Source organism: Streptomyces sp. MMS24-W38, assembly GCF_059889265.1.
This window is the reverse complement of the sequence record NZ_JCBCPP010000001.1, coordinates 5,380,968-5,400,142: the sequence shown is the minus strand read 5'-3', so window position 1 is coordinate 5,400,142 and position 19,175 is coordinate 5,380,968. Positions and strand designations below refer to the sequence as shown.

At 71.4% G+C, this 19,175-nt stretch carries 19 protein-coding genes and 3 pseudogenes; 6 read left to right on the top strand and 16 right to left on the bottom strand.

What is annotated here, in order from left to right; all coding sequences use genetic code 11:
* The first annotated feature begins 193 nt into the window (after nucleotides 1–193).
* On the top strand, nucleotides 194–1,216 hold the full coding sequence (locus AC6F7H_RS23585; protein ID WP_500758893.1) for a phosphatase PAP2 family protein: 1,023 nt from the start codon (nucleotides 194–196) through the stop codon (nucleotides 1,214–1,216).
* 24 nt (nucleotides 1,217–1,240) lie between these two features.
* On the opposite strand, the gene AC6F7H_RS23580 is transcribed toward AC6F7H_RS23585, so the two are convergent.
* The 3 genes and pseudogenes from AC6F7H_RS23580 to AC6F7H_RS23570 all read right to left on the bottom strand — a co-directional run.
* Nucleotides 1,241–1,456, bottom strand: coding sequence for an I78 family peptidase inhibitor (locus AC6F7H_RS23580; RefSeq protein ID WP_500758892.1), 216 nt, complete (start codon nucleotides 1,454–1,456; stop codon nucleotides 1,241–1,243).
* A gap of 63 nt (nucleotides 1,457–1,519) precedes the next feature.
* Nucleotides 1,520–2,644, bottom strand: a complete 1,125-nt coding sequence (locus tag AC6F7H_RS23575) for an ISAs1 family transposase (RefSeq protein WP_500754596.1) — start codon at nucleotides 2,642–2,644, stop codon at nucleotides 1,520–1,522.
* 460 nt (nucleotides 2,645–3,104) lie between these two features.
* Nucleotides 3,105–3,853, bottom strand: a pseudogene (locus AC6F7H_RS23570) (ABC transporter substrate-binding protein); the annotation flags it as partial.
* Here AC6F7H_RS23570 and AC6F7H_RS23565 point away from each other — a divergent pair.
* Nucleotides 3,849–4,025: pseudogene (locus AC6F7H_RS23565) on the top strand (ABC transporter); the annotation flags it as partial. The pseudogenes AC6F7H_RS23570 and AC6F7H_RS23565 overlap by 5 nt on opposite strands.
* Before the next feature lie 112 nt (nucleotides 4,026–4,137).
* Here AC6F7H_RS23565 and AC6F7H_RS23560 read toward each other — a convergent pair.
* Nucleotides 4,138–4,782 carry a LysM peptidoglycan-binding domain-containing protein gene (locus AC6F7H_RS23560; RefSeq protein ID WP_500758891.1) on the bottom strand — a complete coding sequence of 215 codons (645 nt, stop codon included), beginning with the start codon at nucleotides 4,780–4,782 and terminating at the stop codon, nucleotides 4,138–4,140.
* A gap of 439 nt (nucleotides 4,783–5,221) precedes the next feature.
* Between AC6F7H_RS23560 and AC6F7H_RS23555 the strand changes: the two genes are divergently transcribed.
* Together AC6F7H_RS23555 and AC6F7H_RS23550 are read left to right on the top strand one after the other, a co-directional pair.
* Entirely contained in the window at nucleotides 5,222–6,055 is an 834-nt protein-coding gene (locus AC6F7H_RS23555) for a DUF8842 C-terminal domain-containing protein (RefSeq protein ID WP_500758889.1), read from the top strand.
* Between the two features lie 110 nt (nucleotides 6,056–6,165).
* Nucleotides 6,166–6,603: a hypothetical protein gene (locus AC6F7H_RS23550; protein ID WP_500758888.1), complete on the top strand. Its 438-nt coding sequence runs from the start codon at nucleotides 6,166–6,168 to the stop codon at nucleotides 6,601–6,603.
* Nucleotides 6,604–6,697: 94 nt separating this feature from the next.
* Here the strand turns inward: AC6F7H_RS23550 and der are convergent, their stop codons facing one another.
* The 5 genes from der to aroH form a co-directional block, all read right to left on the bottom strand.
* Nucleotides 6,698–8,176 carry a ribosome biogenesis GTPase Der gene (gene der, locus AC6F7H_RS23545; RefSeq protein ID WP_500758887.1) on the bottom strand — a complete coding sequence of 493 codons (1,479 nt, stop codon included), beginning with the start codon at nucleotides 8,174–8,176 and terminating at the stop codon, nucleotides 6,698–6,700.
* A 72-nt stretch (nucleotides 8,177–8,248) separates the two neighbouring features.
* Nucleotides 8,249–8,896 carry a lysophospholipid acyltransferase family protein gene (locus AC6F7H_RS23540; protein WP_500758886.1) on the bottom strand — a complete coding sequence of 216 codons (648 nt, stop codon included), beginning with the start codon at nucleotides 8,894–8,896 and terminating at the stop codon, nucleotides 8,249–8,251.
* Nucleotides 8,893–9,573: a (d)CMP kinase gene (gene cmk / locus AC6F7H_RS23535; protein WP_363038668.1), complete on the bottom strand. Its 681-nt coding sequence runs from the start codon at nucleotides 9,571–9,573 to the stop codon at nucleotides 8,893–8,895. The genes AC6F7H_RS23540 and cmk overlap by 4 nt, the downstream gene beginning before the upstream one ends.
* Before the next feature lie 170 nt (nucleotides 9,574–9,743).
* Nucleotides 9,744–10,829, bottom strand: a complete 1,086-nt coding sequence (locus tag AC6F7H_RS23530) for a prephenate dehydrogenase (RefSeq protein ID WP_500758885.1) — start codon at nucleotides 10,827–10,829, stop codon at nucleotides 9,744–9,746.
* Nucleotides 10,826–11,188, bottom strand: coding sequence for a chorismate mutase (gene aroH / locus AC6F7H_RS23525; protein WP_109382594.1), 363 nt, complete (start codon nucleotides 11,186–11,188; stop codon nucleotides 10,826–10,828). Before aroH ends, AC6F7H_RS23530 begins: the two co-directional genes overlap by 4 nt.
* 228 nt (nucleotides 11,189–11,416) lie before the next feature.
* Between aroH and AC6F7H_RS23520 the strand changes: the two are divergent.
* Nucleotides 11,417–11,833, top strand: a pseudogene (locus AC6F7H_RS23520) (Rieske (2Fe-2S) protein); the annotation flags it as partial.
* A gap of 22 nt (nucleotides 11,834–11,855) precedes the next feature.
* Nucleotides 11,856–12,545: a nucleotidyltransferase domain-containing protein gene (locus tag AC6F7H_RS23515; protein ID WP_500758884.1), complete on the top strand. Its 690-nt coding sequence runs from the start codon at nucleotides 11,856–11,858 to the stop codon at nucleotides 12,543–12,545.
* Here AC6F7H_RS23515 and AC6F7H_RS23510 read toward each other — a convergent pair.
* The 7 genes from AC6F7H_RS23510 to AC6F7H_RS23480 all read right to left on the bottom strand — a co-directional run bounded on the left by AC6F7H_RS23510 (nucleotide 12,542) and on the right by AC6F7H_RS23480 (nucleotide 18,915).
* Nucleotides 12,542–13,570 (bottom strand): ADP-ribosylglycohydrolase family protein, encoded by a 1,029-nt coding sequence (locus AC6F7H_RS23510; RefSeq protein ID WP_500758883.1) that lies wholly within the window; start codon nucleotides 13,568–13,570, stop codon nucleotides 12,542–12,544. The genes AC6F7H_RS23515 and AC6F7H_RS23510 overlap by 4 nt on opposite strands.
* Nucleotides 13,567–14,286, bottom strand: a complete 720-nt coding sequence (locus AC6F7H_RS23505) for an NUDIX hydrolase (protein WP_500758882.1) — start codon at nucleotides 14,284–14,286, stop codon at nucleotides 13,567–13,569. Before AC6F7H_RS23505 ends, AC6F7H_RS23510 begins: the two co-directional genes overlap by 4 nt.
* 63 nt (nucleotides 14,287–14,349) lie before the next feature.
* Nucleotides 14,350–15,393 carry a pseudouridine synthase gene (locus AC6F7H_RS23500; RefSeq protein WP_109382590.1) on the bottom strand — a complete coding sequence of 348 codons (1,044 nt, stop codon included), beginning with the start codon at nucleotides 15,391–15,393 and terminating at the stop codon, nucleotides 14,350–14,352.
* Nucleotides 15,393–16,049, bottom strand: coding sequence for an SMC-Scp complex subunit ScpB (scpB, locus tag AC6F7H_RS23495; protein WP_500758881.1), 657 nt, complete (start codon nucleotides 16,047–16,049; stop codon nucleotides 15,393–15,395). The genes AC6F7H_RS23500 and scpB overlap by 1 nt, the downstream gene beginning before the upstream one ends.
* Nucleotides 16,046–17,182 carry a segregation and condensation protein A gene (locus AC6F7H_RS23490; protein ID WP_500758879.1) on the bottom strand — a complete coding sequence of 379 codons (1,137 nt, stop codon included), beginning with the start codon at nucleotides 17,180–17,182 and terminating at the stop codon, nucleotides 16,046–16,048. Before AC6F7H_RS23490 ends, scpB begins: the two co-directional genes overlap by 4 nt.
* An 18-nt stretch (nucleotides 17,183–17,200) precedes the next feature.
* The gene (locus AC6F7H_RS23485; RefSeq protein ID WP_500758878.1) at nucleotides 17,201–17,803 is read right to left on the bottom strand and encodes a hypothetical protein; all 603 of its coding nucleotides are present in this window, start codon (nucleotides 17,801–17,803) and stop codon (nucleotides 17,201–17,203) included.
* On the bottom strand, nucleotides 17,788–18,915 hold the full coding sequence (locus tag AC6F7H_RS23480; protein ID WP_202280511.1) for a ParA family protein: 1,128 nt from the start codon (nucleotides 18,913–18,915) through the stop codon (nucleotides 17,788–17,790). The genes AC6F7H_RS23485 and AC6F7H_RS23480 overlap by 16 nt, the downstream gene beginning before the upstream one ends.
* Nucleotides 18,916–19,175 lie beyond the last annotated feature (260 nt).

Sequence of the window (19,175 nt, the reverse complement as noted above, 5' to 3'; positions counted from 1 at the left end):
CCTGGTGAACCAATTCCAAAAGCGCGATAAATCCGCGCCCCCGAATGATCAAAAGAATTGAAGGACACACTGTCCGGGGATTGTCGATTCGCCAAGAATAAAGATCACCTTGAGAGCAATCCCACATCACATCGTCATCACAAAGCAGCTGATTCGGAGGGGCTGCGCGTTCACTCCCTGTAACGTCGATTGGGTGCGTACCGAACGTAAGCCCACCCGTCTGGACCGGGTGTTCGCGAGGCTGGATCGTGAGCCGGAACGACCGGCTCACATCGACATGCCTCGAATGAGCCGGCACCGGACGGTGCTCTTCGGCTCCGCCCTGGCCTTCTACGTGGCGATCGTGTGGGCCGTCGTCATCACGTCCTGGCTGGTCCGGCTGGACTGGCGGGTGATGTTCTTCCGTCCCTACGAGCAGTGGGCACAGATCCACGCCTTCGTCGACTACTACGTGGTGCTCGGCCAGCGCGGCCCGACCGCGGTGATGGTCGCCGCCTGGCTGGGCTGGCGCTCCTGGCGGCAGCACACACTGCGTCCGCTGCTCGCGCTCGGAGTCTCCCTGCTGATGCTCAACATCACCGTCGGTGCCGCGAAGTACGGCATGGGGCGCCTCGGACCGCACTACGCCACCGAGATCGGATCCAGCGAGATGTGGCTCGGCGGCAGCATATTTCCCAGCGGCCACACCGCCAACGCCGTGGTGACCTGGGGAATCCTGGCCTATCTGGCCTCCACTCCGAGAGCGCGGCGCTGGCTGTCCGCCCTGTCCGCGGTGACCTCGCTCGGTGTCGGCCTGTCCACCGTCTACCTCGGCACCCACTGGCTGAGCGACGTACTGCTCGGCTGGGTGGCCGGCCTGCTGATCCTGCTGGCGCTCCCCTGGTTCGAACCGATGATCGCCCGTGCCGAGGACCGGATCTTCGGCTGGCGCGACCGCTGGCGCGAGCGCCGGTACGCACGTCAGGGCCGTACGGCGCCCGCCGCCCCCCTGCCCGCCGCAGCGCCGGTCATGCTCAAGCCGCTCACCGACCGCGAGGACACCGCGGTCCCCGAGCCGGTCTCCGCGTCCCGTTCCACCACCCGGTCACCCGTCTACCTGGCGCCCGGCCCGTATACGGGCCGGGCGGAGCGCAGCCCGGTCACCCCGACAGGCAGCCGCCGCCCCTCGCACGGGGAACGCCATCCGCGCGGCAACGCACCGTCGACCCGCCCCTGACGGATCCCGGGACGCCGCCACGTCTCAGCCCTTCCAGGACCGCGCCACGCTGCCGTCCCTCACCTCGAAGTTCAGCCGTCCCACGAGGTACTCCATGGTGATGATCGCCCCCGGCGGCAGCGCCCGCACCGTCGACCAGCCGCGCTCGCGCGCGAGCCGCTCGGCGCGGTCCGCGGGCAGGCCCACATAGGCGTCCGGGCTGTCGTCGGGTTCCGCGGGGGGTGTCGGAATGGGTGCCATACGGTCACGCTATGCCCTGACCGGCGGACGGGGAAGGACCCAGGGCTCCGGCAAAGTCGTCGGTCATGCGGTCAGGAGAAGGCTGACGGGGCGGTCGGTGTCGCGGGCGTGGTGTCGTAGGGCGGCGGCGATGTTCTGGTGGCCGTGGAGGCGGAGGAGGGTGATCGCGGTGTTGCGGATGCCTGCCATGACGCGGGGTGCGTTGCCGGTGCGGACCTGGGAGCGGTCCTCGTCGAAGGTGACGTCGCGGACCCAGTGCAGGCGGTTCTCGATCTCCCAGTGCGACTGCACCCATGTGGCCAGCAGCTCCGGGGGCGCGGTGCGGGCGTCCGCGCTGGTGATCAGGTAGACGATCTCGACCGTCCGTGTGCCCTTCCTGGTGACGGTGCGCCGCAGCTGGGCGACCTGCGCGGCCCCGGTGAAGTCGATCCAGGCGGGGACGGCGACGGCCTTGATCGTTCGGGTGGCGCGGCGCCCGTGTCCGCGGTCCGTTCTGGTGACAGCAGGTATCCGGGCCCAGGGCAGAGCCTTGAGCCGTGCGTACAACGACTTCTGATTGGCCTTCACGGTCAGGACGTAGTCGGCGCCGGCCTCGGTCACGAGTGCCGCGGTGGCGTGCTGGGTGTGCAGCGCGTCCATCGTGACCACCGCCCCGTCCAGGTCGAGGGCATCCAGCAGTTCTCTGGCCGCGGGGATCTCGTTGCTCTTCTCGCGCACGGCGACTTGGCCCAGTACCGCTCCCGAACCGTGCGCGAGCGCGGCGACCAGATGTGGGGCCGGGGCGTCACCGCCGCGTGCGCCCCGGACGGTCTTGCCGTCGATCGCGATGACCCGCCGGCCCGCGACCAGCGAGGCCCTCGTCGCCGCCCATGTCCCCAGGAGCGCGTCGAGGCGGTCCGCGTCCAGCCTCGCGAACAGGCGCCGCAGCGTCGACTCGTCCACCGAGCCTCGCACCAGGCCCAGCTGTTTCACGGCTACCGCTCCGGCGTCCCGGGCCCACTCCCCGATCGCCGTGAAACCCCGCGCTCCGGCCATCACCGCGCACACCGCGACCGCGATCAGAGCACTCACCGGGTGACGGACCCCGCGCCGGCGGCGCGGATCGGGCATCCGGCCGAGCAGGTCGACGAGGAGCTCGCGCTCCGGGACGGGCGTGCGAACAGGCACGCAGATGCGAGACGATGGCATGGCGCGGGCGTTGTTCCCTGGTCGGACGGAAGGCGTAGGAACCTCCATCCAACCGGACCGGAACACGCCCGCGCACCTCACCCACCCGCAAAACCACACGTCACAGGGCTACCAAACGACTTTGCCGGAGCCCTGGGGAAGGACCTGCCGGGAACACGGCCCGAGATCCCCCGACGGTCACACTTCTGTCACAGGATCACGACAGGCGTTTACGCTCGCGGCCATCACACGAATGGGTGATTCGGCGCCTCCTCCGAAGGAAGTCGCGGACAATTCCCGAGCGTCACGCCGGGGACGCGGATAAATCCGGCGGCAGATCCCGGAAGAAACGTCCGGGACCTCTTGCATTTCGCCGCCCACATGCCCGCGAAGACGTTACCGCACAGAATGTTCGCGTTTCCCTCACATGGTCCGCCGTCTTCGCGGTCCCGGCGCGGGAACCGGGACCGCGGTCGATGCCTCAGGGCTCGTAGGCCGGGTGCGGTACGTCGAAGCAGGTGCGGTTCATGTCGCCCTGGGAGAGCCGGCCCTCGCCGTCCCGCCGGCGGGCCACCGACAGACAGGTCCTGCTGGTCCCCGGCGGTTCGGGCGAGCGGGCGAACGCGACGGGAAGCAGCGGCCCGCCCGCGGTGCAGCCGTCGGCGCGGTTCACGAAGTCGTCGACACACCCGCGCGTGACGCCCGTGCGGGCGCCCGTGCGCGCACAGGACCTCGCCGCGTCGGTGAGCCAGCGCGCGGCGGCCCACCCCTCCGACTGCCACTGGGAGTGTGTCTTCGGGCCCTCGGTGGCGTCCCGGAACTCCCGTACCGCCTCGTGGCCGGTGTCGTCGAAGTTGCGGCTGGAGCAGGTGGCCCACAGGGCGTTGCGACAGCCCGGGGCGTCCTTGTAGTCCTCGGCGACGGTGCACGTCCGGTTCTGCACGTCGGTGACCCGGGCGTCGACCTCGTCCATGGCCTGGCACAGGCGTGCGTTGCCATGGCTGTCGATGGCGTCGAAGACGAGGTCGGCGCCCTGCTGTTTCAGGTCGGCGGCCACCGCGCGGAAGTCGGGCGGGGCGAAGCCGACCTCTTCGGTGACCGCCTTGCAGCCTCGATCCTCAGACCCCGCTCGACGAACCTGGCGCAGGCGGCGGACGCGGACTGGTTGCAGGAGACCACGGCGACCGTGCGGGCACCGTGCTCGCGCTTGAAGCAGCGGTGGACCGCGGTCGCGGCCCGCACGTACGGACTGCCGACCGCGGCCGCGCTCCACGCGTGCGTGGTGATCGCCGAACAGCGGCTCCCGCCCGCGCTGCGCGACCGGCCCGCCTTCGTCCACGAACTGCACCGGGGTGCGGTGGTGTTCGCCGGGGAGGTGGGAGAACCCGGCCGCCGGATCTGACACCGGATCTGACGCGGAGTGCCCGTCCGGGCGGCCGAGGACCGGGTCGACAGGACAGGCCTCACCTCGGGTGACCGGGCCTCACCCGGACCCCTGGCCCACCCGGAACGGTTCAGAGCGCGAGGTGCTGTCCGGGCATGATCACGTCGGGATCGCCGCCGATGACGTCCTTGTTGGCGGCGTACAGCCGCTGCCAGGTGGTTCCGTGCCGGGCGGCGATGCCGCTCAGTGTGTCGCCCTCGCGAACGGTGTAGTAGCCGCCGGGCGAGCCCTGCTTCGCGGCGTCCGACGACTGTGCCGGTGCCTTCGCCGGCTTCTCCGGTTCCTTCTGCGCGGGCCCCGGATCGACAGCGGGTGCGCTCCCGGACGCCCCGGCGCGTACCGAGCAGGTGGGCCAGGCACCCCACCCCTGGGCCTGCTGGACCTTGGTGGCGACGGCGATCTGCTGGGACTTGGTGGCCCGGTCAGCGGTCGGCGCATAGGCCGTGCCGCCGAACGCGCGCCAGGTGGAGGCGGTGAACTGCAGCCCGCCGTAGTGGCCGTTGCCGGTGTTGATGCGCCAGTTGCCGCTGCTCTCGCACTGCGCGATACGGTCCCACACTCCGCTGTCCGCCGCCGCGGCGTTGCCGGTCCCGGCCAGCAGCCCCAGGGGCGCGAGCAGTGCCGCGCCTGCCAGAACCGCCGCCGTACGGGGCTTCTGAGCCTTCCGGGCGTCGTCGTGGATGTTGTCGCGGGTGTTGCCGGCACATTCGAGCATGTAGTTCCCTCTCCAAGGACTCGGGGTCCCCCAAGGCAGAGCGCCACCACCACGTCACGAGACGCCGTGTGTCAACGCCCGAACCGGCAGGATCAAGCAACTCCCCGTCCTCCCAGGCCAGTTCACCTTTACCCTAAGTAGCGTCAGTTTCAGGGCACCCACTTTATCCCCTTATTTCATGATTTACCGACCGACACGCCGGACGTCCCGTGAGTCACTTCGTCCAGGCAACGCCGTTGACATCGAAGGCAGTTGACGACGGGTGTCCGATTCCGTGCCGGAAGTGACCGGGTGCGCCAGACGGTTCGATTCCGTTCGCTCCGGGGCGTGACTCCCCCCGCAGATCGCCCGTTGTCTTCTGTATGAGCCGGGGACCCGCCCGGACCACGGGCCGGGAGCCCCCGGCCTCGCCACGCACCGTATCCCGAGGGAGCCACCCGTGCCGCGCATGCTCGACGTCAGCGACGAGGTACGCGCCGAGATCGGCGACGAAGAAGCCGACCGCCTGCTCGCCGGAGATTCCGCCCCGGGCGGTTACGACTGCACCTCCTGCCGCACCCCGGGCGACCCGGAGCAGGAGCGCACCAGCACAGTCCTGTTCATCGGGGACGAGACCGCCGTCCTCGCCTTCGCCCACTCCACCTGCCTGCCCTCGCAGGTAGTCCAGGTCACCGAGGAGCAGCTCCAGGGAGCCGTGCGGTCCATCGGCGGAAACGACACCGCGCCCGCACCGGCCGCACCCGCCGTGCAGGCCGCACACGTCGCACCGGGACACCCCGCGCCGGGACAGGTCGCGCCGGAACAGGCCGTGCTCGGCGTGACCAGCGGACTCGTCCTGATCGCCGGGGAGCTGCATCCGGCCCTGGTCGTCGAGCCGACCGCGCCGGTCGCGCGGCCCGGTTCGCTCGCGCCCGGCGACGACTTCCTGCCGCTGCTCATCGAGCAGGGCTTCATCCCCGTGACCGTGCTGTCCACCACACCTCCCGTGCTGCACGGCTGGTCGGTACTGCTGGCCGTGGGCCAACTGCACGCGGTGCTCCAGCCGAATCCGAACGGCGGACAGCCGGTGGCCTGGTGGCAGGCGCACCAGCCGCTCCAGGTCACCGAGGGCTGGCGAACGGCCGCCAACAAGCACCAGCAGGTGCTGCTGTTCGCGGCCCCCGTCGGCTCGATCGGCCGTCAGCCGCGCGAGGACCTGCTGCGCGACGCCCTGGACCGGGCGGCGGCGAACGGGAGGCTGGTCGCGGCGGCACTGCCGCTCGCCGGCCTCTGAGCGGCGAAGGGGGTCGGCCGGTCGGCCGTCGGAGGACGCCGACCGGCCGGTGACCGGCGAAAACCCCATGGGGGCCGCATCCCTTGCCGGGCGGGGTCGTTTGGAGATATGTGCACGCATACGACGCTCCCCGCCGCCAGACCTTCACGTTGGTCCCCGCCCCGGTGCGGTCGGCTCAGGACTCCACGAGCGGCCCTTCGGCCACGCCGATCTACGACGCGCTCTACGCCGAGTACGTGAAGTCCTTCCGCTCACTGCCGGGCGACCGCAGCGGCGAGGAGAAACTGGACTTCACCGCCTTCGGAAGCATCCCGCACAGAACGAGCCCGTCCGCCGGTACGGACTCGTCCGTCGGCCACGGTTCGGGGACCTTCGGCGGTTCCCTCGGCGACGGGTCGTACAGCGACTACAGCGCGGGGGCGAACAGCGCTCGTCAGACCACCGGGCAACAGCCGCAGTGGCAGCAGGTCACAGCGGTCGGTCGGCACGCCATCGGGATGCACCACGTGCCGGCGGCACTGCCCCCGGCCCCGCGCCGGGAGTCCTGACCGCCTGACCGAGGGCCACCGAGCCCGCCGACGAGGCACGGTGAAGGGGGCGGCCCCGACCGGGACCGCCCCCTTCACCCTGTGTGCCGTCGGGTCACTTCTTCTTGCCGCGCTTTTCGCGCACCCGCACCGAGATGTGGATCGGCGTGCCCTCGAAGCCGAACTCCTCGCGCAGCCGGCGCTCGATGAACCGCCGGTAGCCCGCCTCGATGAAGCCGGAGGCGAACAGGACGAACCGCGGCGGCTTGGTGCCGGCCTGCGTGCCGAACAGGATGCGCGGCTGCTTGCCGCCCCGCACGGGGTGCGGGTGGGAGGCGACCAGCTCGCCGAGGAAGGCGTTCAGCCTGCCCGTCGGGACGCGGGTCTCCCAGCCCGCCAGGGCCGTCTCGATCGCCGGGACCAGCTTCTCCATGTGGCGTCCGGTGCGGGCCGACACGTTCACCCGCGGCGCCCACGTCACCTGGCCGAGCTCAGTCTCGATCTCCCGCTCCAGGTAGTAGCGGCGCTCCTCGTCGAGGGTGTCCCACTTGTTGAAGGCCAGGACGAGCGCCCGCCCCGCCTCAACGGCCATGGTGACGATGCGCTGGTCCTGCACCGAGATGGAGTCGGCTGCGTCGAGGAGGACGACGGCCACCTCGGCCTTCTCCACGGCGGCGGCGGTGCGCAGCGAGGCGTAGTAGTCGGCGCCCTGCTGGAGGTGGACGCGCTTGCGGATGCCCGCGGTGTCGACGAACTTCCAGGTCTTTCCACCCAGCTGGATCAGCTCGTCGACCGGGTCACGGGTGGTGCCGGCGATCTCGTTGACGACGACGCGCTCCTCGCCGGCGACCTTGTTCAGCAGCGAGGACTTGCCGACGTTCGGGCGGCCGATCAGGGCGACCCGGCGGGGGCCGCCGACCACCGTGCCGAAGGTCTGCGCGGGTGCATGGGGCAGCGCCTCCAGGACCTGGTCCAGCATGTCGCCGGTGCCGCGGCCGTGCAGGGCCGAGACGGGGTGCGGCTCGCCCAGGCCCAGGGACCACAGATAGGAGGCGTCGGCCTCGCCGCTCGGGCCGTCCACCTTGTTGGCGCACAGGACGACCGGCTTGCCCGCCTTGCGCAGCAGCCGGACGACGGCCTCGTCGGTGTCGGTCGCGCCGACCTTGGCGTCCACCACGAACACCACGGCGTCGGCCGCCTCGATCGCGTACTCGGCCTGCGCCGCCACGGAGGCGTCGATACCGAGGACGTCCTGCTCCCAGCCGCCGGTGTCGACGACCTTGAAGCGGCGGCCGGCCCACTCGGCCTCGTAGGTGACGCGGTCCCGGGTGACGCCGGGCTTGTCCTCGACGACGGCCTCGCGGCGGCCGATGATGCGGTTCACCAGAGTCGACTTGCCGACATTGGGACGTCCGACGACGGCGAGCACGGGCAGCGGACCGTGTCCGGCGGCCTCGAGGGCGCCCTCGACGTCCTCGAGGTCGAAGCCTTCCTCCGCGGCGAGCTCCATGAACTCCGCGAACTCGGCGTCACCGAGCGCCCCGTGATCGTGCTCGTGCTCGGCCGAGCCGTCGGGCTGGATGTGGTCGTTCATGAAGTCCGTACCTCGTTGTCCATCGTGGTCGGTGGAATGCCCGGTTCCGGGTGATCCACTACTCAGTGTCGCCTAGCGCCCGGTGAGGCGTCTGGCGTTTTCCAGGTGCGCGGTGAGCTGCTTCTGGATCCGCTCGGTCGCCGCGTCCAGCGCCTTGCGGGTGCGGCGGCCGTCACCGTCGCCCGCGTCGAACGGGTCGCCGAAGACGACGTCGACACGGGAGCGCAGCGGGGGCAGCCCCTTTATCAACCGCCCGCCCCGCCCGGAACTTCCCAGCACGGCGACGGGCACGATCGGCGCGCCGCCGCGTACGGCGAAGTACGCGAGCCCCGCGCGCAGCGAGGCGAAGTCGCCCTCACCCCGGGTGCCCTCGGGGAAGATACCGAGGACGCCGCCCTCCCGCAGGACGCCGAGCGCCTGGGAGACCGCCGTGCGGTCGGTGGTGTCCCGGTCCACCTTCACCTGGCCGATGCCGGTCAGGAACGGGTCGAGCGGTCCGACGAACGCCTCCTTCTTGATCAGGAAGTGCGTCGGCCGGGGCGCCACGCCCATGACCATCGGTCCGTCGATGTTGTGGGAGTGGTTCACGGCGAGCACCACCGGACCGGCCGCGGGCACCCGCCAGGCGCCCAGCACGCGCGGCTTCCACAGCCCGTACATCAGGCCGACGCCGATCCGCCGCCCGACCTCGGCGCCCCGCGCCGACGGAAGTTCGGTCACCGTCCGGCTCGCTTCTCCTCGACGAGGGTGACGACACATTCGATGACCTGCTTCAGCGTCAGGTCGGTGGTGTCCACCTCGACCGCGTCGTCCGCCTTGGCCAGCGGGGAGGTCTTGCGGCTGGAGTCGGCCGCGTCCCGCTTGATCAGGGCCTCGCGGGTGGTGTGCAGGTCGGCGCCCTTCAGTTCACCGCTGCGGCGGGCGGCGCGCGCCTCCGGGGAGGCGGTGAGGAAGATCTTCAGGTCGGCGTCGGGCAGCACGGTGGTCCCGATGTCGCGGCCCTCGACGACGATGCCGGTGACGGCGGAGCCCGCGATCGTGCGCTGCAGCTCGGTGATCCGGGAACGCACCTCGGGGACCGCGCTGACGGCGCTGACCTTGGAGGTGACGTCCTGCTCGCGGATCGGACCGGCCACGTCGACACCGTCGACCGTTATGGTCGGTCCCGCCGGGTCGGTGCCGGAGACGATCTCGGGCTTGCCGGCCACGGCGGCGATCGCGGAGGGGTCGGCGATGTCGATGCCGTTGGCGACCATCCACCACGTGATCGCCCGGTACTGGGCGCCGGTGTCCAGGTAGCTCAGGCCGAGCTGTGCCGCCACGGCCTTCGACGTGCTCGACTTGCCCGTGCCGGACGGACCGTCGATGGCGACAATCACTGGCGTGGCGCTTTCCACAGTGGGGACCTTCCTGGACCTGGCTGGCGGGGAGCGGGGCGCGACTGCCCTGGACAAGGTTACTGGGTGTATGTCCCTCGATCGGCCCTACCCGCTCCCGGCTGCACGCGGGGCCCCGGAGCCGGCACTGGCGCTGTCCCAGGACACGCCACCCGCCCGCCCGGCGGGGGCTACTGGCGGATCGCCCAGCCCCGCTCCCGGAGTGCCGCAGTGAGCACCGGGGCCGCGCTGGGTTCCACCATGAGCTGCATCAGGCCGGTCTGCTGCCCGGTCGCGTGCTCGATGCGCACGTCCTCGATGTTGACGCCCGCCCGTCCCGCGTCGGCGAAGATGCGTGCCAGCTGGCCCGGCTGGTCGTCGATGAGCACCGCCACGACCTCGTAGACGCGCGGCGCGGAGCCGTGCTTGCCGGGGACCCGGATCTGGCCGGCGTTGCCGCGGCGCAGCACGCCCTCGATGCCGGTGCCGCCCTCGCGGCGCTTGTCCTCGTCGGAGGACTCCAGCGCGCGCAGGGCCCGCACCGTCTCCTCCAGGTCGGCGGCGACGTCGGTGAGCAGGTCGGCGACCGGCCCGGGATTCGCGGAGAGGATGTCGATCCACATCCGGGGGTCCGAGGCGGCGATCCGGGTCACGTCCCGGATGCCCTGCCCGCACAGCCGTACGGCGGTCTCCTCGGCGTGCTCCAGGCGGGCGGCGACCATGCTGGACACCAGGTGCGGCATGTGGGAGACGAGGGCCACGGCACGGTCGTGGGCGTCGGCGTCCATGACGACCGGCACGGCCCTGCAGTGCGAGACCAGCTCCAGGGCGAGGTTCAGCACCTCGGTGTCGGTGTCCCGGGTGGGGGTGAGCACCCACGGGCGGCCCTCGAAGAGATCCGCGCCGGCGGCCAGCGGGCCGGACTTCTCCCGGCCGGACATGGGGTGGGTGCCGAGGTACGCCGACAGGTCGAGCCCCCGCTGCTCGAGCTCACGGCGCGGACCGCCCTTCACGCTGGCGACGTCGATGTAGCCGCGCGCCGCCCCACGGCTCATGGCCTCGGCGAGGGCTTCGGCCACACGGGCGGGCGGGGTGGCGACGATCGCCAGGTCCACCGGCCCCTCCGGCTCCCGGTCGGTGCCGGCGCCGAGTGCGGCGGCCGTACGGGCCTGCTCCGGGTCGTGGTCGACGAGGTGGACGACGACGCCCCGCCGGGACAGGGCGAGGGCGGCGGACGTGCCGATCAGCCCGGTGCCGATGACGAGTGCGGTCCTCACTGTGCGATGTCCTTGCGCAGGGCCGCCGCGGCACCGAGGTACACATGGGCGATGTCGGCACGCGGCAGGTCGGACTCGACGTGCGCGAGGATGCGGACGACGCGGGGCATGGCGCCCTCGATGTCCAGTTCCTGGGCGCAGATCAGGGGGACGTCGACGATGCCGAGCTTGCGGGCGGCAGCTGCCGGGAAATCGGAGTGCAGGTCGGGCGTGGCCGTGAACCAGATGCTGATCAGGTCGTCCGCGGCCAGACCGTTGCGCTGCAGAACAGCGGTGAGCAGGGCGCCGACCTGCTCCTCCATGTGGCCGGACTCGTCCCGCTCTAGCTGGACGGCGCCCCGGACCGCTCGTACCGCCACGACGATGCTCCTTGCTGGTGCGCTGATGTACGGGTGTACCGGCGTGCCGGCGTGTCCACTCGCCGGCCTGCCGACGTGGGTGTCGGTCGTCCAGCCTAGTCAGAACGGGCACGGCCGGTGTCCGGTGCCCACCCGCCGAGACGGACGGCGCGTCCGGGGTCAGACTGCCGGGGTCCCCTCCACCTCTCCCACGGTTCCCTCCCCCGGAGTGACGACACACCCCTTCCCGCGACGCGACGCACGGCCCTTCTCGCGACAGGCGGAACGGCACCGGCCGTCGGCTGCGGCGGGGGCGGGAACGACGAGGGTTCCTCACCGGACACCGCCACGGACACCGCCGCGCCCGACGCGTCGGCAGGCCGGGAACCGGCCTCGACCGGTGGCATCCCGGTAGGTGGAGGGGTGATCCTCAAGGAGGAGAAGGTCGTGGTGACGCAGCCGGAGCAGGGTGACTTCAAGGCAGTCTCGGCGATCTGCACCCACCGGCACTGCCCCCTGGCGAACGTCTCGGACGGCACCGTCAACCGCGCCTGTCACGACAGCCGGTTCCGGATCACCGACGGCTCGGTGGAGCGGGGCCCGGCGGCCGGTCCGCTGCCTCCGGAGCAGATCACGGTGGAGGGAAATTCGATTCGCCCGGCGTGAGCCGCCGCCTACGCTCCCGGTCATGCACCCCGAGCACCTGGTCCGCGACCACACCGTCTACGCCTGCGTCATGGGGTCGCGCGCCTTCGGTCTGGCCACGGAGGGCAGCGACACCGACCGCCGAGGCGTCTTCCTCGCCCCCACTCCCCTGTTCTGGCGCTTCGAGAAGCCGCCGACCCATGCCGAGGGACCGGCCGAGGAGCAGTTCAGCTGGGAGCTGGAACGCTTCTGCGAGCTGGCTCTGCGGGCCAACCCCAACATCCTGGAATGCCTGCACTCTCCGCTCGTGGAGCACGCCGACGACACCGGACGCGAGCTGCTCGCCCTGCGCGGCGCGTTCCTCTCCCGCCGGGTCCACGAGACGTTCACAAGGTACGCCTACGGCCAACGCCGCAAACTGGAGGCCGACATCCGCGCCCACGGGGTGCCCCGCTGGAAGCACGCCATGCATCTGCTCCGTCTCCTGGCCTCCGCCCGCGACGTGCTGCGCACGAGCACCCTCACGATCGATGTGGGCGAGGAGCGCGAGACGCTGCTCGCGGTGAAGCGGGGCGAGGTCGCCTGGTCCGAGGTCCAGGCACGGATGACGCGCCTGGAGCGGGAGGCCGGGGAGGCCGCCCGCCACAGCCCGCTCCCCGCGGAACCGGACCGCCGACGGGTGGAGGACTTCCTCGTCCGCACCCGCCGCGCCTCGGCCCTCCGGGCGGGTTAGGGACGGGTGTCCCAGAGCGCCCCCAGTGCCAGCAGTTCGTCCCGGTACTCGATGCGGTCGGTCCAGGCGTCCGGCCAGGCGTCCGCGCCCAGGTGGGCACCGGCGAAGGCGCCCGTCAGGCAGGCGATCGAGTCGGAGTCGCCCGCGGTGCAGGCGGCGCGGCGCAGGGCGGTGAGCGGTTCGTCGACGAAGAGCAGGAAGCAGAGCAGGCCGGTCGCCAGGGCCTCCTCCGCGATCCAGCCCTCCCCCGTCGCCAGGCACGGGTCGGTCTCCGGCGAGACGGTGCGCACGGCGTGCCGGAGGCGTTCCAGGATGTCCAGGCACTCGTCCCAGCCGCGCGCGATGAAGTGCTCGGGGGTGGGGTCCTGGGCGCGGGTCCACAGGTCGCCGAGCCAGAACTCGTGGTAGCGGGTGCGGTTCTCGTAGGCGTAGGAACGCAACAGGCCGATCAGACCGGTGGGTTCGGCGCCCTCGGCGAGCAACCGTACTGCGTGCGCGGTGAGGTCGGAGGCGGCGAGCGCGGTGGGGTGCCCGTGGGTGAGGGCCGACTGCAACTGGGCGGCGCCCGCGCGCTGTTCGTCGCTCAGCCCGGGGGCCAGGCCTATGGGCGCGACCCGCATGTTGGCGCCGCAGCCCTTGGAACCGACCTGGGAGGCGTCCTGCCAGGGCCGGTCCTCTCGGGTCAGCAGGTGGCAGGCCTTGAGGCAGGTGTTGCCGGGGGCGCGGTTGTTCTCGGGCGAGCGGTACCACTCCACGAACTCCTCGCGCACCGGACGCTCCAACCGCTTCGGGGTGAGCACGCCCCGGTCCATCGCCGTCCGCAGGCCCCTCCCCAGAGCGAGGGTCATCTGGGTGTCGTCGGTGACGATCGCCGGCTTCGGCAGGTCCATCCCCCGCCAGGGACCGAACTTGGCGAGGATCGACGGGACGTCGTTGAACTCGGTCGGGAAGCCCAGCGCGTCCCCCAGGGCGAGTCCGGTGAGCGCACCTGTCGCGGCGCGCTTGGTGACGGTGGTCGTGGTCATGCGGGGCGTCCTTCCGGAGTCGGCCGGAGCAGCGGTGGGTGGAGGGTGGCGGCGGTGCCCGCGCGGTACAGCGCGGCGGGTTTGCCCCGGCCGCCGGTGAGGCGCGCGGTGCCCAAGGCGGCCTCGACGAAGCCCGGGGTGGCGAGCACCTTGCGCCGGAAGTTGGGCCGGTCGAGCGCGGTGCCCCACACGGTCTCGTAGACCTGCTGAAGCTCCCCGAGGGTGAACTCGGGCGGGCAGAAGGCGGTGGCGAGGCAGGTGTACTCGAGCTTGGCGCCGACGCGTTCCCGGGCGTCGGCCAGGATCCGGTCGTGGTCGAAGGCGAGCCCTCGCGCACAGTCGTACGGCGTCCAGCGGGCCTGTGCCGCGTCGCTGCCGCCGTGCGCCTCGGGAGCGTGGGGCAGCAGCGCGGCGAAGGCCACGGACACGACGCGCATCCGCGGGTCCCGACCGGGTTCGCTGTAGGTCCGCAGCTGCTCCAGATGCAGCCCGGACACGTCCGTCAGCCCGGTCTCCTCGCCCAGCTCGCGCCGCGCGGCGCTCTCCGCGGACTCGTCCGGCTGGACGAAGCCTCCCGGCAGCGCCCACTGGCCGGCGTACGGCTCCTGGCCGCGTTCGACGAGCAGCACGTGCAGCGCGCCCCCGCGGATCGTGAACACGGCGAGGTCGACGGTGACGGCGAACGGTTCGAAGGCGTACTTGTCGTAGCCGTCCATGACCTGCACCCCCTTTTATAGTCACTCTGACTATAAAAGGGGGTGCAGGTCGGCGACAAGCCCTTAGAGCTCGACCTCCTGCATCAGCATGCCGACCTCGGTGTTCGACAGCCGGCGCAGCCAGCCCGACTTCTGGTCGCCCAGGGCGATCGGCCCGAACGCCGTGCGCACCAGCTTGTCGACCGGGAAGCCGGCCTCCGCGAGCATGCGGCGCACGATGTGCTTGCGGCCCTCGTGCAGGGTCACCTCGACGAGGTAGTTCTTGCCGGTCTGCTCGACGATGCGGAAGTGGTCCGCGCGCGCGTAACCGTCCTCCAGCTGGATGCCGTCCTTCAGCCGCTTGCCCAGGTCGCGCGGGACCGGTCCGACGATGTGCGCGAGGTAGGTCTTCTTCACCCCGTACCTCGGGTGGGTCAGCCGGTGTGCCAGCTCACCGTGGTTGGTGAGCAGGATGACGCCCTCGGTCTCGGTGTCGAGCCGGCCGACGTGGAAGAGCCGGGTCTCGCGGTTGGTGACGTAGTCGCCGAGGCACTGGCGCCCGTCGGGGTCCTCCATGGTGGAGACGACACCGGCCGGCTTGTTCAGCGAGAAGAACTGGTAGGACTGGGTGGCGACGGTCAGCCCGTCCACCTTGACCTCGTCCTTCTCGGGGTCGACCCGGCGGCCCTGCTCCAGCACGATCTCGCCGTTGACCTCGACCCGCGCCTGCTCGATCAGGTCCTCGCAGGCGCGCCGGGAGCCGTACCCCGCGCGGGCGAGCACCTTCTGCAGCCGCTCGCCCTCCTGCTCGGCGCCCGGGAAGGTCTTCGGGAGCTTCACGTCCTTCTTGCCCGCGTACCGGTCGCGGTTGCGCTCCTCGATCCGCGTCTCGTACTCACGCGAACGCCCGGGGACGGTACGGCCGCCCCGGCCGCCGCCCTTCTGGGACGACGGCTTGGCACCGCCACGACCGGACTTGGGGCCGTCCTTGGTGCCCCCAGGGCCCACGTCGTGGCGGCGCTCCTCGGGGCGCGGCTTGCCGGGGCGGCCCTGCCCCTGCCTCTGGTCCCTGTTGCCGCCTGCACCGCGGGGGTTACCGCGTCCGCCGCTCTTGCCGCTGCTTCGCATCACAATTCCGTGTTCGTAGGGGGACCGCCGTCCGGGTCCGGGGCGTCCGGATCGAACGACGGTACGGCTTCCTGGGTCTCGGCCTCGATCGCCTCCGCCTCCGGGAGGAAGGGCGCGAGCTCCGGGAGCTCGTCCAGACCGCGCAGGCCCATCCGCTCCAGGAAGTAGTTCGTCGTCGTGTACAGGATCGCACCTGTTTCGGGTTCCGTGCCCGCCTCCTCGACCAGACCGCGCTGCAGCAGGGTGCGCATGACCCCGTCGCAGTTCACTCCGCGTACGGCGGAGACCCTGCTGCGGCTGACCGGCTGGCGGTAGGCGACCACGGCGAGGGTCTCCAGGGCGGCCTGGGTGAGCCGGGCCTGCTGGCCGTCCAGGACGAAGCCCGCGACGGCCGCGGCGTACTCGGGGCGGCTGTAGAAACGCCAGCCGCCGGCGACGAGCCGCAGCTCGAAGCCGCGTTCCTGGACGGTGTACTCGTCGACCAACGCGTGCAACGCGTCCGCGACCTGGCGTCTCGGCCGTTCCAGTGTCTTCGCCAGGTGCTCCTCGGTCACGGGCTCGTCCACGACCATGAGGACCGCCTCCAGGGCGGGCTTGAGGTCGAGGTCCGCGACGGTGCGCAGCCCCGCGGGAACGTCGGTCCTGTCCTCGCTCACGCCTTCTCCTCCTTCGGTCGCTCCTCCGGCGGCTCTTCCGGCTGCTCTTCCGGCTGCTCTTCCGGCCGGTCGAACTCGTCGGTGACGGTGGGGGTGACGTCCCCGTCACCGCCGGTCCAGCGCACGGTCAGCTCGGCGAGCGCGGTCTCCTGCTCGAGGGCGACGGCCCTCTCCCGGTACAGCTCCAGGAGCGCGAGGAAGCGGGCGACGACGGTCAGTGTGTCGTCGGTGTCCTCGATCAGCTTCCGGAAACTGACCTCGCCGAGTTCCTTCAGCCGCGCGACGACGATCCCGGCCTGCTCCTGCACGCTGACCAGCGGCGCGTGGATGTGGTCGACGTACACCTGCGGCTTGGGCCTGGGCTGCATCGCCTTGACGGCGAGCCTGGCGAACCCCTCCGCGCCGATGCTGATGACGACCTCGGGCAGCAGCTCGGCGTGGTGCGGCTCGAGCCCCACGGTCCGGGGGCGGCGCCGGGCTTCCTGGTCGAGCCGCCCGTCGAAGATCTCCGCGATCCGTTTGTACGCCCGGTACTGGAGCAGACGGGCGAACAGCAGGTCCCGGGCCTCCAGCAGGGCGAGGTCCGCCTCGTCCTCCACCTCGGCGGCGGGCAGCAGGCGTGCCGCCTTGAGATCGAGCAGGGTGGCCGCCACGACCAGGAACTCGGTCGTCTCGTCCAGGTCCCAGTCCGGCCCCAGCGCCCGGATGTACGCCATGAACTCGTCGGTCACCCTGGACAGCGCGACCTCGGTGACGTCCAGCTTGTGTTTCGAGATCAGCTGGAGCAGCAGGTCGAACGGTCCCTCGAAGTTCGACAGCCGGACCTTGAACCTGCCGTCGCCCTCCCCAGCGCCTTCGGCGCCCTCAGCCCCCTCACCCGCCTCGGGACCCCCAGGTGCCGGCTCGGGCGGCCGCCCGACGTCCGGTACGTCCTCCAGGGCCGCCGGAGCGGGGGCGGAAGCCGGAACCGGAGCCTGGGCCTCAACGGGAGGCACGGTCCTCGGTCCCGGTCCCTCAGCCCCCGCCTCCGCGGGCGGTGTCACCGGCGGCGCGGCCCCCGGCCCCCGCCCCAGCACGCGCCGGCGGCCGGGCCGCGGGCCGTGGCCGGTGGCGGGGGTGTCGTTCGAGGTCATGGCCTCCGCAGGCTACCGCTACCGTCCCCGCAGGCGCCGTACGAGGATGCTGGCGTCTCCGCGGGACTCCAGGTCGGCGAGGACCACGGCGACCGCCTCGCGGACGATCCGGCCCCGGTCGACGGCCAGTCCGTGCTCGCCCCGGAGCACCAGACGGGCGTGCTCGAGGTCCATGAGTTCCTCGGCGGACACGTACACCGTGATCTTCTCGTCGTGCCGCTCACGTCCGCTGGGCCGTCGCGCCGCCGTCCTTCCGCGCTTGCGCGGGGCCGCCTCGGCGGCCGTACCGGCGGAACCGGCCGAACCCTCGGAACCCGTCGCCCCCTGCTGCGCCCCCCGCCCTCGCGCGGCGCGCTCCGGCGCGGCGCGGCTGCGGGACTCGCCGGCTTCGGCCGGCTCGGCGTCCGTGGCGACGTGCTCGGCACCCTCGCCGTCGCCGCCCTGCGCGGGCACCGACTGCGGAGTGTCGTCCTGGGCCGCGGCCGCGCCGCCCTCCCCCGCGGGAGCGGGGACCCGGGCCTCGCCGCCCGCCTGGCGCCTCGGCGTGGACGCCTGGAGCGCCATCCCCCCTGTCGTACGGAAGAGTTCGTCGGCCCCCGGCAGACTCACTCGGCGTGACACCGGGCGAGCACCTCCCTGGCAAGCTGGCGATAGGCGGCGGCGCCGACGGAGTTGGACGCGTACGTGGTGATCGGCTCACCGGCGACGGTCGTCTCCGGGAAGCGGACCGTACGCCCGATGACCGTGTGGTAGACGTGGTCGTCGAACGCCTCGACGACGCGCGCGAGCACCTCACGACTGTGCACCGTGCGCGAGTCGTACATCGTGGCGAGGATCCCGTCGAGCTCCAGCTCGGGGTTGAGCCGTTCCTGGACCTTCTCGATGGTCTCGGTGAGCAGCGCCACACCGCGCAGAGCGAAGAACTCGCACTCCAGCGGCACGATCACCTTGTGCGCGGCCGTCAGCGCGTTGACCGTGAGCAGGCCGAGCGAGGGCTGGCAGTCGATCACGATGTAGTCGTAGTCGTCCATGAGCGGCTTCAGCGCGCGCTGCAGCGTCGACTCGCGGGCGACCTCGGAGACGAGTTGGACCTCGGCCGCCGACAGGTCGATGTTGCTGGGCAGCAGGTCCATGTTGGGGACCGCCGTCTTCAGCAGCACCTCGTCGGCCGCCATGCCCCGCTCCATGAGCAGGTTGTAGACGGTGAGGTCGAGTTCCATCGGGTTGACGCCGAGTCCGACCGACAGCGCGCCCTGCGGGTCGAAGTCGACGAGCAGCACCCGGCGGCCGTACTCGGCGAGCGCGGCACCCAGGTTGATGGTCGACGTCGTCTTGCCGACGCCGCCCTTCTGGTTGCACATCGCGATGATCTTCGCGGGGCCGTGGTCGGTCAGCGGGCCCGGGATCGGGAAGTACGGCAGCGGGCGACCGGTCGGGCCGACGCGCTCACGGCGCTGGCGGGCAGCGTCGGGCGCGAGGGTGGCCGCGTACTCGGGATCCGGCTCGTACTCGGCGTCGGGGTCGTAGAAATGCCCCTCGGGCAGTTCGTCGTAGTCGGCGAGTTGGTTGTGGGGCGCGCCACTTCCGTCGCCGGCCATGGCGTTCACGTGATGGCCATCCATGCTCGGGTGTGCGGTGAGAGTCGCCTGCTGACTCTGTTGGGCTGCGAAGGTGTGCACGGCGACGGAGCCGACAGCAGCGAACCCCGCGGGACCCCGGTCCCGTGCAGGCATTCCTGGTTGACCACCCCCGGGAGTAAATGTCGACTCATTCACAAGTCGTCTTACCTCCTTGGTGACCAGGAAACTTCTAGACAGGTCAGCGTGGCATCATGCCGACGATTGGCGACTCTATGGCGTGTCAGCGGTCCGCAGCAACACAATCCACCGGACCCGGCCCGATGTGTCGACAATGAAACATCCCTCTGTCAAGGGCGTACGACCGTCGCACGGCAGGTTTCACCGGTGTACGAATCGACGGAAACATTACGTTC